16 protein-coding genes and 1 pseudogene are annotated in these 13,007 nt (G+C 53.0%); 6 read left to right on the top strand and 11 right to left on the bottom strand.

Annotation, left to right across the window (positions count from 1 at the left end):
* Positions 1-106 precede the first annotated feature (106 nt).
* The 7 genes from ACR0MJ_RS15015 to ACR0MJ_RS14985 form a co-directional block, all read right to left on the bottom strand.
* Complete coding sequence (locus ACR0MJ_RS15015; protein ID WP_170402615.1) at positions 107-274, bottom strand: hypothetical protein; 168 nt, start codon at positions 272-274, stop codon at positions 107-109.
* A gap of 52 nt (positions 275-326) precedes the next feature.
* A complete protein-coding gene (locus ACR0MJ_RS15010) occupies positions 327-572 on the bottom strand; it encodes a hypothetical protein (RefSeq protein ID WP_480761545.1) in 246 nt (81 codons plus the stop codon).
* Positions 573-580: 8 nt separating this feature from the next.
* Positions 581-832, bottom strand: a complete 252-nt coding sequence (locus ACR0MJ_RS15005; RefSeq protein ID WP_480761543.1) for a transaldolase family protein — start codon at positions 830-832, stop codon at positions 581-583.
* A gap of 245 nt (positions 833-1,077) precedes the next feature.
* Complete coding sequence (locus ACR0MJ_RS15000) at positions 1,078-1,749, bottom strand: nucleoside/nucleotide kinase family protein (RefSeq protein ID WP_480761541.1); 672 nt, start codon at positions 1,747-1,749, stop codon at positions 1,078-1,080.
* Positions 1,746-2,528 (bottom strand): ATP-binding cassette domain-containing protein, encoded by a 783-nt coding sequence (locus ACR0MJ_RS14995; protein WP_170402609.1) that lies wholly within the window; start codon positions 2,526-2,528, stop codon positions 1,746-1,748. Before ACR0MJ_RS14995 ends, ACR0MJ_RS15000 begins: the two co-directional genes overlap by 4 nt.
* A complete protein-coding gene (locus tag ACR0MJ_RS14990) occupies positions 2,528-3,598 on the bottom strand; it encodes an ABC transporter permease (protein ID WP_170392953.1) in 1,071 nt (356 codons plus the stop codon). Before ACR0MJ_RS14990 ends, ACR0MJ_RS14995 begins: the two co-directional genes overlap by 1 nt.
* A 117-nt stretch (positions 3,599-3,715) precedes the next feature.
* Positions 3,716-4,735 (bottom strand): sugar ABC transporter substrate-binding protein, encoded by a 1,020-nt coding sequence (locus ACR0MJ_RS14985; RefSeq protein WP_170392952.1) that lies wholly within the window; start codon positions 4,733-4,735, stop codon positions 3,716-3,718.
* 186 nt (positions 4,736-4,921) lie between these two features.
* On the opposite strand from ACR0MJ_RS14985, the gene ACR0MJ_RS14980 reads away from it, so the two are divergent.
* Complete coding sequence (locus ACR0MJ_RS14980) at positions 4,922-6,121, top strand: ROK family transcriptional regulator (RefSeq protein ID WP_170402926.1); 1,200 nt, start codon at positions 4,922-4,924, stop codon at positions 6,119-6,121.
* Between the two features lie 47 nt (positions 6,122-6,168).
* Entirely contained in the window at positions 6,169-6,438 is a 270-nt protein-coding gene (locus ACR0MJ_RS14975) for an HlyU family transcriptional regulator (RefSeq protein WP_170402606.1), read from the top strand.
* Between the two features lie 212 nt (positions 6,439-6,650).
* Here ACR0MJ_RS14975 and ACR0MJ_RS14970 read toward each other — a convergent pair whose 3' ends face one another.
* Together ACR0MJ_RS14970 and ACR0MJ_RS14965 are read right to left on the bottom strand one after the other, a co-directional pair.
* On the bottom strand, positions 6,651-7,034 hold the full coding sequence (locus ACR0MJ_RS14970) for a hypothetical protein (protein ID WP_480761539.1): 384 nt from the start codon (positions 7,032-7,034) through the stop codon (positions 6,651-6,653).
* A 304-nt stretch (positions 7,035-7,338) separates the two neighbouring features.
* On the bottom strand, positions 7,339-8,478 hold the full coding sequence (locus ACR0MJ_RS14965; RefSeq protein ID WP_480761538.1) for an AraC family transcriptional regulator: 1,140 nt from the start codon (positions 8,476-8,478) through the stop codon (positions 7,339-7,341).
* Between ACR0MJ_RS14965 and ACR0MJ_RS14960 the strand changes: the two genes are divergently transcribed.
* Positions 8,472-9,299, top strand: coding sequence for an NmrA family NAD(P)-binding protein (locus ACR0MJ_RS14960; protein WP_480585591.1), 828 nt, complete (start codon positions 8,472-8,474; stop codon positions 9,297-9,299). The two genes, ACR0MJ_RS14965 and ACR0MJ_RS14960, sit on opposite strands and share 7 nt — an antisense overlap.
* A gap of 28 nt (positions 9,300-9,327) precedes the next feature.
* Complete coding sequence (locus ACR0MJ_RS14955) at positions 9,328-9,762, top strand: DUF4345 domain-containing protein (protein ID WP_480761535.1); 435 nt, start codon at positions 9,328-9,330, stop codon at positions 9,760-9,762.
* A gap of 99 nt (positions 9,763-9,861) precedes the next feature.
* On the opposite strand, the gene ACR0MJ_RS14950 is transcribed toward ACR0MJ_RS14955, so the two are convergent.
* Entirely contained in the window at positions 9,862-10,353 is a 492-nt protein-coding gene (locus tag ACR0MJ_RS14950; protein ID WP_480761534.1) for a P-loop nucleotide/nucleoside kinase family protein, read from the bottom strand.
* Positions 10,354-10,369: 16 nt separating this feature from the next.
* Positions 10,370-11,269, bottom strand: coding sequence for a LysR family transcriptional regulator (locus tag ACR0MJ_RS14945; RefSeq protein WP_223117795.1), 900 nt, complete (start codon positions 11,267-11,269; stop codon positions 10,370-10,372).
* Between the two features lie 96 nt (positions 11,270-11,365).
* Here ACR0MJ_RS14945 and ACR0MJ_RS14940 point away from each other — a divergent pair, with 96 nt between their 5' ends.
* The gene (locus ACR0MJ_RS14940) at positions 11,366-12,043 is read left to right on the top strand and encodes a class I SAM-dependent methyltransferase (RefSeq protein WP_170402590.1); all 678 of its coding nucleotides are present in this window, start codon (positions 11,366-11,368) and stop codon (positions 12,041-12,043) included.
* Between the two features lie 398 nt (positions 12,044-12,441).
* A pseudogene (locus tag ACR0MJ_RS14935) lies at positions 12,442-12,798 on the top strand (TRAP transporter large permease subunit); the annotation flags it as partial.
* Positions 12,799-13,007: the final 209 nt, after the last annotated feature.

Below are 13,007 nucleotides of genomic sequence, written 5' to 3'. Positions count from 1 at the left end.
ATTTCGCTGTGTGATAATCGGTGAAGGCTATTAGTGGAATGCGATTAGATTGTGAACTGACGGGGAGCAGACACGGTAGAATATGGAAGGACAACGCCTGCTGTTGTCAAAGGAAGCCGAGGAGTCGCTTCGCCACTTCTATCACCGCTTCGAGATTTTCAGGTTGTAGCGCTAGATAACCCGTACCGCCTGCCGGGATTGCCCATTTGATCGCAGTATCGACAATTAGGTTGGCCTTTTTTAGGCACCAAGCAAAGCCCGTTTTCAAAGCCATGACCAACCTCTCGATGATCATTTGCAAGCGTGATGAGACGGGATCGTGCTTTTCAACTTCTTTCCTGGGATCTTGCAACGGCTCCCCAAAAAATCACTAATTCCTTCGCAATAGGCGAATCATCGAGCATTTCTGAAGGATTGTTTCCACCACTTCCGTGTCCGTTGGCCGTGGCTCGGCGAAGAGCGGTGTCGAGGCCACCGAAGCACTTTGCTAAATCAAAGAAGGTCCGGGTCTTTTCGATTTCTGCAGCCACGGATTCTATGCCTGCTTCCCAAACCGCATCAGCTCCGTCCAAAATTAGTATCATCCAATCTGCCAAAAAAACGGAGACACATAGGTCGCGCCGGCCTTTGCTGCTAAAAGAGCCTGTTTTGGTGAAAAACAGAGCGTGATGTTCGTTCTGATGCTATTCCTTTTGAAATGGACGCATGCTTTGAGGTTATCCGGGGTCAGCGGAAGTGCGACAACGGCATTGTCTGCAATCGATGCAAGACGCTCTCCTTCGGCGATCATTCCAGCTGTATCCAATGCCGCGATTTCTGCAGAGACCGACATATGCGTCAGAGTGCAAATTTTTGCAATGATTTCTCATAAATCGCGGCCGGATCTCGCAATCAGACCTGGATCGGTGGTGACGCCGTCAAGAAGTCCCAAGTCTATCAGGTCTTTGATTTCGCTTACTTCTGCAGTATCCGCAAAAAACTTCATGAGTTTTCCTCATGTGTGTGAGCTAATATTGGTTGCACGTGAATTCGCTTAGAGGCGCTGCATCGACGGATGGCGGGGTCCAGGGCGTAAATTCAGAACGCGTGGCGCGTCCCGAATTCGGTGCAGTTCTGGTTTAATCTTAGGTCGGCATTTCGACTAGTGCTGATGACGAGTTCTGCATTTGGCAGATCGTTCGCTTTTGCACGTTTCAATGCCGTGACCGGGTCAAAGCCATGGCTGATCCAGCGGTGTTGCAGCCTGTTTTCAAGCTCTTCCAAAGTTGGGCTGATAAAAACCGTCGCGGCATAAACATCCGTCAGGTTTCTCCATGGGTCGCTGTCCATCAGAAGATAGTTACCCTCAACGACGACGACCGGAGTTGCCGGGTGAACCGCAATGGCGTTGGCAATAGCTAGGTCCATTGTGCGATCGAATTTGGGATGAAAGCACTCGTGGCGCGTAACTTGAAGCTCTCTGATTGCAGCGCAAAACCCGACCCCGTCGAAAGTCTCTGGCGCGCCTTTTCTCGCCAGCAATCCACGCGTTTCCAGCACGCAGTTGTCCAAATGGTAACCATCCATTGGTACAAGTGTGGCTGACGGAACCGCCGAGCTCTGTTGTGTGTTCAGCGATTGCACAACGGCTTCCGCTAAGGTCGACTTTCCGGATGCGGGGGGGCCGGCGATTGCGATAATCGTCCGGACTCCAACTTGCCGCCGGGAGGAGATCAGGTCGCAAACGCGCTGTACGTCCTGCTCGATCACGCTGCGTCCTCTTTTGGGGGTTCTTTGGCACCGGTCATGAAGGCGACTGCATCGGACATCGTGTAATCCTTGGGATCAATTGTGCAGAGCCTTTTACCCAACCGATGCACATGAATGCGGTCGGCAACCTCAAAAACATGAGGCATGTTGTGGCTGATCAGGATGATCGGAATGCCACGCGCCCGCACGTCCTGGATCAGCTCAAGCACCTTGCGGCTTTCCTTAACCCCCAAAGCAGCGGTCGGTTCATCCATGATGATAAACTTGGTTGCAAAGGCAGCGGCACGAGCAACGGCAACACCTTGGCGTTGGCCACCAGAAAGAGTCTCAACCGCCTGATTGATCGACTGTACAGTCATCAGCCCAAGCTCGGTCAGTTTTTCTCGGGCAAACTTCTCCATCGCTGGACGGTCAAGCTTACGCATGTATTTGCCCATGAACCCTTGCTTGCGGATTTCGCGCCCCATGAACATGTTGTCCGCAATCGAAAGGGCAGGAGACATGGCGAGCTGCTGATAAACAATCTCAATCCCCATATTCCGCGCATCGATCGGAGAGGTGAAGTTAACCTTTTTGCCTTCGATCAGAATCTCGCCTTCATCCGGGATTGTGGCGCCGCAGATCGCCTTCACGATGGATGATTTGCCCGCGCCGTTATCTCCGATCACTGCCAGGATTTCCCCCTGGCGCAGTTCAAAGTCGGAATGGTCGATGGCGGTAACGTGGCCATAGCGTTTTACGATCCCGCGGCCTTGGACGACTGGAGTTGAGTCTGACATTAGCCCGATACCTTTCTAATCCACTGGTCGACGGCGACCGCTGCTATAATGAGAAGTCCGATAAGTAAGAAGGTCCATTGTGCGTCTGCGCCCAGAAGCCTTAGCCCCAAAGTGAACACGCCAACAATCAGCGCGCCAAACAGCGATCCCAGTATGGATCCCCGCCCGCCAAACAAAGAGATGCCCCCGATCACAACCGCGGTGATGCTTTCGATATTGGCCAACTGACCGGATGTAGGTGAAACCGACCCGATGCGCCCGATCAAGGCCCAGCCCGCAAAGGCACAGATCAAACCGGATAACATATAAACGGACATCAGCGTTCTGTGCACGTTCACACCGGATAGTTCAGCCGCCTCAGGGTCATCCCCCACTGCATAGACATGCCGGCCCCAGGCCGTGTGTTTGAGCGCGTAAGCCAACACGAAAATCAGAACGAGCATGAATATCACGCCGACCGTAAAGGTCGCGCCACCGATGCTGAATTTGGTACCAAAGAATTGCAGGAACGGGGCGTTGGCCTCGATATCCTGACTGCGAATTGTTTCGTTTGCGGAATACAGGAAGTTTGTCGCCAGAACGATCTGCCACATGCCGAGCGTGACAATAAAGGGCGGCAGCTTTACGCGACTAACCAGCCAGCCATTAAGAGCCCCGATCAGCGTTCCCATTGCCAGCCCGCACATCACAGCAATGGGCACGGGGATACCGTAGCGGAAGGTGAACTGACCCATGATGACGGATGAAAACACCATGATCGCACCGACGCTCAAGTCGATGCCGGCGGTCAGAATGACAAGGCTTTGCGCTGCGGCCACGATGCCCACGATCTGAACCTGCTGCAGGATCAGCGTCATCGCAAAGGGGGAGAAGAATTTGGACCCCAGCAGCAGACCGAAAATTACGATGGCGCCGACCAGAACGATCAACGGCACAAAAGAAGGGTTGACATGGAGAAGATGCTGCAACTTCCCCAGAACACCACGACGGTGATCTTCAAATTCCGCTACGGTTTCTGACGCGTTGGCGGCGGTTTCGAATTCCTGGGCGTTTTGGTTTGCTTCAGACATCTCTCCCCCTTTTCGTGGCTGGCATCGCGTCCACGAAATCAGTTTACAGGAAGTTTAGGTTTGCTGGTGAAAGGATTGATGAGGCGCTGCGGCGCGCCTCATCTTGTAGGGCTGGCTTTAGCCCCAGCAGAGATCCAGGCCTTCTGCGACAGACAGCGACTCGACCCCATCAACCGGCTGGTCGGTGATGAGCGCCACACCCGTGTCATAGAAGTCTTTGCCGGGTGTGTTTTCGGGCTTCACGCCCTCTTCGGCCCATTTTTTCACGGCCTCAACACCAAGCGAGGCCATCAACAGCGGGTACTGCTGGCTTGTCGCCCCGATCACACCGGCTTCGACGTTTTGGACGCCGGGGCACCCCCCGTCGACCGAAACGATCAGTACGTCGTTCTCACGCCCGATGGATTTCAGCGCCTCATATGCGCCCGCAGCAGCCGGTTCGTTGATCGTGTGAACAACGTTGATGGATGAATCCTTGGCCAAAAGGTTTTCCATCGCGCGGCGCCCGCCTTCTTCATTGCCGTCGGTCACGTCACTGCCAACCAGACGCGCATCGGTTTCGTCACCGATGACATTCGGGTCCGCCAGGTCCACGCCGAACCCGTCGAGGAAACCCTGATTGCGCAGAACGTCTACTGTCGGCTGACTGACGTTCAGATCCAGCGTCGCGATCTTGGCATCGGCTGCGGCGTCGCCCATTTTGGCCTTGGCCCATTGACCGATCAGAAGGCCGGCCTTGTAGTTGTCCGTCGCAAATGTCGCGTCCGCTGAGTCAATCGGGCTCAGCGGAGTATCCAGCGCAATGACCAAAACCCCCGCATCCCGCGCCTGTTTGACCGCAGGAACGATTGAGCTGGTGTCGGATGCTGTCAGCAGAATGCCTTTTGCGCCATCGAGAATGCAGGTTTCAATGGCCTGAACCTGAGTTTCATGGTCGCCATCAACCTTGCCGGCAAACGCCTTGAGCGTCATGCCCAGCTCTTCTGCCTTGGCGGTTGCGCCTTCCTTCATCTTAACGAAAAAGGGGTTGGTGTCGGTCTTGGTAATCAGGCAGACGGTTTCACCAGCCGCTTGCGCGGATGCAGCGGCCAAAGTCAGCGCAGTCGCGGATGCGGCGAGCTTGAGTAGATTTCTCATGTTGTCCTCCCAGAAAATTGTTGTGGCCCCGCGCGGAATAGCGACAAGGCGGGCCTCCATCCTCCAATGAAGGTCCCGTTCAAGAAACCGTGATTCTAGCCTCTGTGTCAATAAATAAATAAAGTTTATTTATTAATTTGCCCACGTATCTTTTCATAAGAAAACAAGGTGTTTATGTTTAAGGTTATGGAAAGAGAGGCGTTGAAAATACTAACCGGCGGGGTAAGCCAAAGCGGTGTTCGTGATCATAACGAACGCCTCATTCTGACGGTTTTACAACGGCATGGACCTGCTGCCGGGGCGGACGTCGCGCGGCTGACGGGCCTGTCACCCCAGACCGTGTCGATCATTCTGCGTAAGCTCGAAAAGGACGAGATTCTCAAACGTGGGACGCCGTTGAAGGGCAAAGTTGGGAAACCTTCGATCCCCATGGAGCTCAATCCCGAAGGCATTCTGTCGGTGGGAATGAAGATCGGTCGCCGCAGCGCCGATCTTCTTTTGATCGACTTCACCGGTAAGCCACGCCAACAGCTCTCGACGACTTATGACTACCCGCTACCCGAAGCAGTGTTCGGGTTTCTGGAGGTAGGATTGGAAGAGCTTCTGGCCAATGAACCCCAGAAACTTCGGGACCGTGTATGCGGGATTGGAATCGGAACACCGTTCGAGCTGTGGAAGTGGCACGACCTTTCTGGGCTTGCGGCTCAGAAATTCAGGTCCTGGAGAAACGTGAACTTCTTTTCCGAGGTGGCCAAGTTCAGCGAACTGCCGGTCTTTGTGGTCAATGATGCTACTGCCGCGTGTCACGCGGAGCACCTCTATGGCCGTGGGGCTGAGTATCGAGACTATTTTTATTTCTTCATAGGCTCAATGATTGGCGGAGGCGTTGCATTGAATGGCACCGTATTTGAGGGCAACCAAGGCAATGCCGGTGCCTTGGGTGCCATGCGAACGACGGGTCCTTTGGGTGAAAGCCAGCAACTGATTGACACTGCATCGCTGTTCCTGCTCGAGGACAGGTTGATAGAAGCGGGTGTTGATCCGGGAATTTTGTGGAAAAAGCCGCAGGACTGGAGCAGCATTTCGCGCTATGTCGAACCATGGATCGGTACCACCGCGCAGGAACTGGCCAAAGCTGCGCTGTCTATTTGCGCGGTCATCGACTTTGAGGCAATTTTTATCGACGGCGCATTCCCATCTGAAATACGGGAGGAGTTGGTCTCACGGGTTCGTCGTTACCTAGTCAACCAAGATAAACGCGGTTTGATTCCTCCGGTTGTAGAAGCTGCGGCTGTTGGGGAAAACGCCCGCGGGATTGGGGCGGCAAGCAGCCCGATTTTCCGCCAGTTTCTATTGAACACTAATGCTGGGCTTTCTGGGATGTAGTCGAAACTCATAGGGGTCAAATTTCCCAAGTAGAAAGGAACCGCGTAATGTCAATCTTCTCAAAACTCTTTGGTGGCGGTGAAAAGTCGGAGCTGCAACCGGTCTCGTACAAAGGGTTCGACATCTTCCCCGTTTTGATTGCCGAGGGCGGAAAGTATCGCCTGTCGGCCCGTATCGAAAAAATCATCAACGGAGATCGTAAGACCTATGCGCTGATCCGGGCGGATGTCTTCGAAAGCCGGGATCAGGCCGAGAGCTTTAGCATCACCAAGGCGAAACAGGTGATTGACGAGCAAGGCGAGTGTATTTTCGGTTAAGGGAACTGTTGGCTATCATCCCTTTCCACGAGCGCTACGGCGTCAACGTCAAATCTCTCGGCCTTGCCCTCCATAATGCTGCGAGACATGTTTCCTCCCCAACTCTTGTCCAGACACCAAAGGCCAAACTACGAAACAAGAAGGTCCCGCAGGTGTTTTCTAAGCAAAAAAAGTGCACCTAAAAAAGTGCACCTAAAAAAGTGCACCTACCGCTACTGGCAAATTGGCAGTTCTAGCGGCGGCTGCTTGGGCAGGGCCGCCCGCCATTGATTGATGATCGGTTGCAAAGTTCTTTTCGGCCAAAACTTGGGTGCGTCAATCGCCTTCAGACATGCTGCGTTCCAGTAGACGCCCGCGCGCGAAAGCGATTTTCCTTGCTCCACCGCTTTGGCAACCGCGTTAATGTCTTTTGATTCCGGGTAGATATAGAGCGTGGTCGGGTTTCCTTCGACAAGCTCCAAAATCTCTTTTGAAGCGGATTGCGACCAGGTTGTGCAGCCGTTGCTGCGCCCACCGACGTAGTTCACGAGCTTGCCGTAGGGGACATACAGACTTCTGATCGCAGGTGGGTTTAACCCCTTTGGAATAGACCGCAATTGCGATGTTTGCCGCTTTTAAACCGAACCATTCTATAGGCCGGGTTTGCTTGCCTTGCCTGTTTTGACGGTGCCCTTTCCATATGTACTTGTTTCATGGCGCGCAAAAAAGTGAACTCAATCTCTTTTCCTTTGCGTGAGCAAAGCGCACCATTGAAAGAAGAATGTCAAAAGACGGCGGAGTGCAGGAGTTACATCACTATATGGTACGCGAGATAAATTGCCGCAGGTCGGCTTCGAGCCTGAAGCTGATCTCCTTAAGCACAAAGCTACCAACCTTGCTACAACACGTTTCTGTCTTCGTCTAATTGCCGCCTTGCACCTGGTATTGTAGTCTGCGGACTTTCCCTGGAGGCATGTTAAAAACCCGTTTGAATGCTTTGTTAAAAGAAGGTTCAGATAGGTACCCTATCTCAGCCACGATTTGCGAGATTGGTTGATCGGTAGCAATTAATCGTTCCCGCGCCAGATGCATTCGCCAAGTTGCGAGGTATTGTATTGCCGGCACACCGACGAGCTCGGTAAACCGTGCGGAAAATGCCGATCTGGACATACCTGCAACCTGTGCAAGAGACTCGACTGTCCAGTTTGCTGCAGGTGCGCGATGAATGGAAACAATGGTGCGGCCAATCTGTTGGTCTCTGGCGGCTTTCAGCCAACCTCGATTGGCGTCGGGCGCACTGTTCAACCATCGGCGAATAGCCTCGATGACAACCACATCGGCCAAGCGTGTAATCACTGTTTCGCCGCCCGGTCGTAATTCACGCGCCTCTCTTGCAATGAATTGCAAAGTTGCTTGTAGCCAGCTCCCTGCATCCTCTTCCCACGGATCGATTTTGAGCACGTCGGGAAGCAAGGCCATCAACATGCCGCTGGCCGCGTGATCTATCCTGACGAGCCCGTACATGATGCCGGTCTCGGCTCCACCACCGCCGTGCTCTAGCGTTTCGTAGAGCTCCGTCACCTTGCGTATGGGCAGTTCTTCCAGTTTCAAAAGTGGGGTGTCTTTTGAGCTGGAGAACCCAACTGGCGCGCCATTTGTCATCAGAACCAAGTCGCCTTTCTCGACTTCAAACGGCACATCTTCTCCGACCCTCATAAAGCAACGCCCGTGCGTAATGACCGCAAAGCTCAGTATTTCGGGGAAACCCGGTATAGAAACGCCCCAAGGCGCAGACATGCGCGACTGGCAATAGAATGTACCCGTCAGTTTCAGAAGATGAAGAATTTCCCCAAGCGGATCACCGATTGGCTGCGCCATTGCATGGGGGTCGGGAATATGGGGGTTGATCTGGCTCACTGCACCAGACTGTTCGATATCTCCCCAATTGTCCACAGTATTTGGATGAATGGATAAAAAGTCAGGACAATGCAGACTTTTTCGTCCTTCGTGCTTACCTATTTTGGGGTCATTGACTGATTTTAAGGAGATGACCGATGACACAGCAAACCATTCTCGTACTTGGCGCAACAGGTAAAACCGGATCACGTATCGTGACGCGCCTTGAAGACAGGGGCCATGCAGTTCGGCGTGGATCGCGGAATAGCAAAACCCCATTTGATTGGGAAAAACCGCAGACATGGCCCGCAATCCTGGACGGTGTTTCTGCCGCCTATATTTCCTATTTTCCTGACATCGCCTTTCCGGGCGCGGTCGAGCAAGTTGCGGCCTTTTCGGCATTGGCTCGAGAAAAAGGACTGCAGCGACTTGTGCTGTTAACAGGTCGCGGAGAATTTCATGCCGAACGTGCCGAAGGGGTTGTTCGGAACTCCGGTGTGCCCTTTACGATCGTCCGTGCGGCGTGGTTTGCGCAAAACTACTCTGAAGGTGCATTGCTGGAGCCGGTAATGGCCGGTGTGTTGCCCATGCCCGCAGGTGACGTGCGTGAACCGATTATCGACGTGGACGACATTGCCGACGTTGCCGTCGCCGCCTTGACCGAGGAAGGACACACTGGCGAGCTGTATGAAGTTACAGGGCCGCGTCTCATGACATTTGCCGAAATGGCTGCCGAACTTTCGCGCGCAATGGGCAGAACCGTGCAATATGTGCCGATTTCGTTTGAAGACTTCCATGCGGAAATCATCAACGCGAGCGGAGAGATGATTGCTGACGTGATTACTGACATAGCGAGGGAAACGCTTGATGGTCGCAATGCGAACACTGCGGACGGTGTTCAACGTGCCTTGGGGAGAGCTCCGCGCGATTTCTCTGATTTTGCTGATGAAGCCGCAAAGTCTGGCGCTTGGGCACAAGCTGCATGAGTCGGTCTGACGACAAAGGAACACAATCATGACGTTTGACGTAAAACGCAGGCTTGTCCTGGGGTTGGCGGGTCTTGTTGCAGCCACCCTGGGGCTGATCATCACGCTGGCCCCACTGGCCTTTTACTCCAGCTACGGCATTGATATTTCGCCGCAACCGAACTTGATGAGCGAATTGCGCGCACCTGCTGCCAATCTGGCTGCACTTGGCTTGATCATTCTGTCGGGAGCGCTATACCAAAAGATGGCCCAGACATCAGCTTGGCTTGGAGCCACTGTGTTCTTCGCCTTTGCCGCGGGGCGCGTGGTCAGCATTATGCTTGATGGACGACCATCGGACAGCATCCTTTCTGCTCTTGGGATAGAGATGGTACTTGGACTGATGTGTTTGTGGGCCGCGAGCAAAGGGCGGCTAACGAAAGCTGGCATGCACCTCATGTCGTCGCGTAAACTTCGGATTTGAGACACAGTGAAAGCTGCTTGAGTGCATTTGGCCATTCACCGATACAGAGTGGGTGGCCAAAATATCTGAGTGACTCCGCGAAATACTGAATGGCTGGCGCTACCGATTGTGAGTTATGACATTAAAACCTTCTTCGGGTGATGGTGCCTCGAAATACCTCGCCAAACGCCAATATTGATCTTCCGTTGCTGCAAAGGCATGCGCACCTTCACTGTTGCGCTTGTGCAGCCGGCGCAGACAAACCTCATCCGGCAAGTCCAAAAAGTGAAGCTGGTGCGTCGCAGCAGTTTCTTCCAGCAGCTTGCGCATCCAGGCTCTGTTTTCAATTGTGTTCGCCGGAAAGTCGAGAATGACAGAAACCCCGGCCATCAGCAACGATGCGATGTGCCGCTCCATGACCGGCCGCAATTTCAAAGCGCAATTTACATAATCCTGCAGGGAGTTCATCTGGTCGCCGAATAGGACGCTAAGCCATTCATCTTCTGAAATGAGCACCGCCCCGCCGCTATTCGCAAGTCTCGCCGCCAGACCTGATTTTCCTGAGGCGACTTTACCACAAAGCAAGTGAAGCGTTGGTTGGACCTGTGACATAGGGTGAACTCCCGGACTACCTAATGGCCCCTGTGCTCAGTTGATCTGCAAGTTGATCAAACACCAACCTGATCCTTCGCGCAGTATGTAATTCCGAGTGCGTCGCCAGCCAAATCGGGAACTTAAACGGCTCTCGGTCGGGTAGCACGCGCTCCACACCTGGTGTCAAGGCAGCCACGTCATCCGACATTACACTGATGCCAAACCCTTGGCGCACCAGCTCCCAGGATACAATTCCGCTTTGCGAGCCAATCCGGAAACTCTTTCGAGTGACCTTAATGCCCGCCGGATCGAGAAAGCCGATCATCGTGTCAATGTCGCCAAACCCCACGAAATCCAACTTCGCGAGCTCGTTTTCATTTTTCGGCCTTCCCAACTGATCAAGGTACGCAGGTGCTGCATAAAAATGTGCCGTCGCCTCGGCGACAAGCTTTGCGGTCAGATCTGGTTGCGTCGGGCGTACATGTCGGATGGCGATATCAGCCTCACGTCTCTGTATGTCTCGTAAGTCATTGGCAGCTACGACGTCGATCTCAAGACGCGGTGCTGCAAGTCGGATCTTTTTCAGTATAGGCGGCAGCTGATAGGCAGACATCACATCTGACGCGGTGATCCTGACTTGCCCTTCGACAGTTTGCGACTGGCTTGTAGCAGTAAGGGAGATCCTGTGCGCGACATCCGCCATTTCTCTGACATGCAACAAAAGCTCGGCGCCAGCGGTCGTTAAACTAAGCGATTTACCAACTCTTTCGAACAGGGTGATCCCAAGCGCCAATTCCAGCGCCGCAACCTGACGACCGACAGTAGGTTGAGTTTGCTCGAGAACGCGCGCCGCTGCGGAAAACGAGCCTTCCTCAGCTGTCGCAAGAAAGGTCCGTACCTGATTCCAGTCGAAATTGATGGCATTCCAGTTCATGCATTTATGCATAACACTTCTACGAATTATGGCAATTTAATAAATGTGCGTATGGATGTATGGGATGCGACAACAAACTTGAAAGAGAGTAATAAAATGGCTGCTTTGTCCAAAGATGCCGCGTTCTGGAGCAGAATCTCGCGAAAGTATGCGGCGGACCCAATCCGGAACATGGAAGGGTATCTGAACACACTCGAACGTACGAAGTCGCACCTAAAAGCAGAAGACAGTGTACTGGAAATCGGTTGCGGGACGGGTTCAACCGCGCTGTTGCTTGCACCGCATGTCAACCATATCACAGCCTCGGATCTCGCTCCGGGCATGATCGAGATTGCCAACGAGAAGCGTGCTAAAGAAGGATTGGAGAATGTCACTTTCAAGGTGGCCGAAGTTCTCGAGCACGATCCTGTTGAAGGTGGTTACGATGCGGTTCTGGCGCATAACCTGCTTCATCTCCTGCCTGATTTGGATCAAGCGCTAGAGCATATTGCCAAATTGACAAAATCCGGTGGTGTTTTCATATCCAAAACGGTGTGCGCGCCTGAGAATGGTGGGTTCAAGTATGCGATGATCAGTCGTGTCGCGATACCTATCATGCAGTTTTTTGGGAAAGCCCCGTTTGTGAATTTCGTGTCTATGTCGATGCTTGATAGGAAAATTGAGCGCGCAGGCTTCAATATCCTGTATACTTCCGATCAAGCCTCGATGTTCCAGAGCCGTTATATTGTTGCGCAAAAAAACTTGAAGCAACCCTTCTCGCATCTTCGTTGCTAGGGGGATCTCTTCGTCGTAAAGTCTGCCACCTGTCAGACTCGAATGTACGAATGTATTTAGAGTTTGTTTCCAATTCACAAAAGCTACTGTGAGTGGCAGATTTATCCGCACAACCGACCATGGGAAGCGCTTTGATCTCGCTCGCGCAGCGAATGGCGGTTTCGGTGGAGCTGCACCGCAGCACTATCTGGCAAGATGAACGGCCGCCATTGGCCGAACCAAGAGTTTTCTAGCCCTTTTAGAATGCCCTTGAGGCGTATACGAAAAACATAAGGTGGTTGTGATGATTTTTTGAGTTTTCTCGGTCGGCCTGAATAATCAACGATCAGCTTTTCGCTCTCAAGCAGACGTAGCGCTGGTTCCCAGCGGATATTAGATGCTCAGGCTACTCTGATGACTACTTGGGTCTCGTCAACTTAATCCTGTTGAACGGTGGTCAGCTCATGGAACCCTCGGGCCTCTTGGTCATCGAGGCACCACTGGTGTTCCCGATTGCGATCGAGCTGGGTATCGATCCAATCCATCTGGGCGTCATCATGCTGGTCAAAATGGAGATCGGGATAATCACGCCTCCGATCGGGTTGAATCTCTTTTTTACCTCGGGCGTTGCCGGAATGCCGATGATGAGCGTAGTCAAAGCAGCCCTTCCGTTCCCGGCCATGCTGTTCGCCGTACTGATCATCGTTACCTATATTCCGTTCCTGTCTACATTCCTGCCCAATACGTTCATGGCACCGGAAATCATAACCCTGTGAAGCGAGATGCGGTGGTGGCATGTATCGTCGGCGTATTTTATTAGGAAAGTAGGATTTGTGTGACGATTGTGGTGATCCAGCGGTGCGACAATGCCAGAATTCTCGTTTAACAGAACGGCCATCACTCAACCTTAGATCGCTTCGCACAACACCGTTTCAGCGACGTTTGGTTTGCTATGGCGCTGCCAGTCATACTATGGTTGCGAATA

Source organism: Ruegeria sp. C6 (assembly GCF_056537625.1).
The sequence above is the reverse complement of the archived record's forward strand: the minus strand, read 5'-3'. Positions and strand labels throughout refer to the sequence as shown.

Coding starts and splice junctions, on each gene's coding strand:
- ACR0MJ_RS15015 (WP_170402615.1), bottom strand. CDS start 274: ATGGCTTTGAAAACGGGCTTTGCTTGGTGCCTAAAAAAGGCCAACCTA.
- ACR0MJ_RS15005 (WP_480761543.1), bottom strand. CDS start 832: ATGTCGGTCTCTGCAGAAATCGCGGCATTGGATACAGCTGGAATGATC.
- ACR0MJ_RS14995 (WP_170402609.1), bottom strand. CDS start 2,528: ATGTCAGACTCAACTCCAGTCGTCCAAGGCCGCGGGATCGTAAAACGC.
- ACR0MJ_RS14990 (WP_170392953.1), bottom strand. CDS start 3,598: ATGTCTGAAGCAAACCAAAACGCCCAGGAATTCGAAACCGCCGCCAAC.
- ACR0MJ_RS14985 (WP_170392952.1), bottom strand. CDS start 4,735: ATGAGAAATCTACTCAAGCTCGCCGCATCCGCGACTGCGCTGACTTTG.
- ACR0MJ_RS14980 (WP_170402926.1), top strand. CDS start 4,922: ATGGAAAGAGAGGCGTTGAAAATACTAACCGGCGGGGTAAGCCAAAGC.
- ACR0MJ_RS14975 (WP_170402606.1), top strand. CDS start 6,169: ATGTCAATCTTCTCAAAACTCTTTGGTGGCGGTGAAAAGTCGGAGCTG.
- ACR0MJ_RS14960 (WP_480585591.1), top strand. CDS start 8,472: ATGACACAGCAAACCATTCTCGTACTTGGCGCAACAGGTAAAACCGGA.
- ACR0MJ_RS14955 (WP_480761535.1), top strand. CDS start 9,328: ATGACGTTTGACGTAAAACGCAGGCTTGTCCTGGGGTTGGCGGGTCTT.
- ACR0MJ_RS14950 (WP_480761534.1), bottom strand. CDS start 10,353: ATGTCACAGGTCCAACCAACGCTTCACTTGCTTTGTGGTAAAGTCGCC.
- ACR0MJ_RS14945 (WP_223117795.1), bottom strand. CDS start 11,269: ATGAACTGGAATGCCATCAATTTCGACTGGAATCAGGTACGGACCTTT.
- ACR0MJ_RS14940 (WP_170402590.1), top strand. CDS start 11,366: ATGGCTGCTTTGTCCAAAGATGCCGCGTTCTGGAGCAGAATCTCGCGA.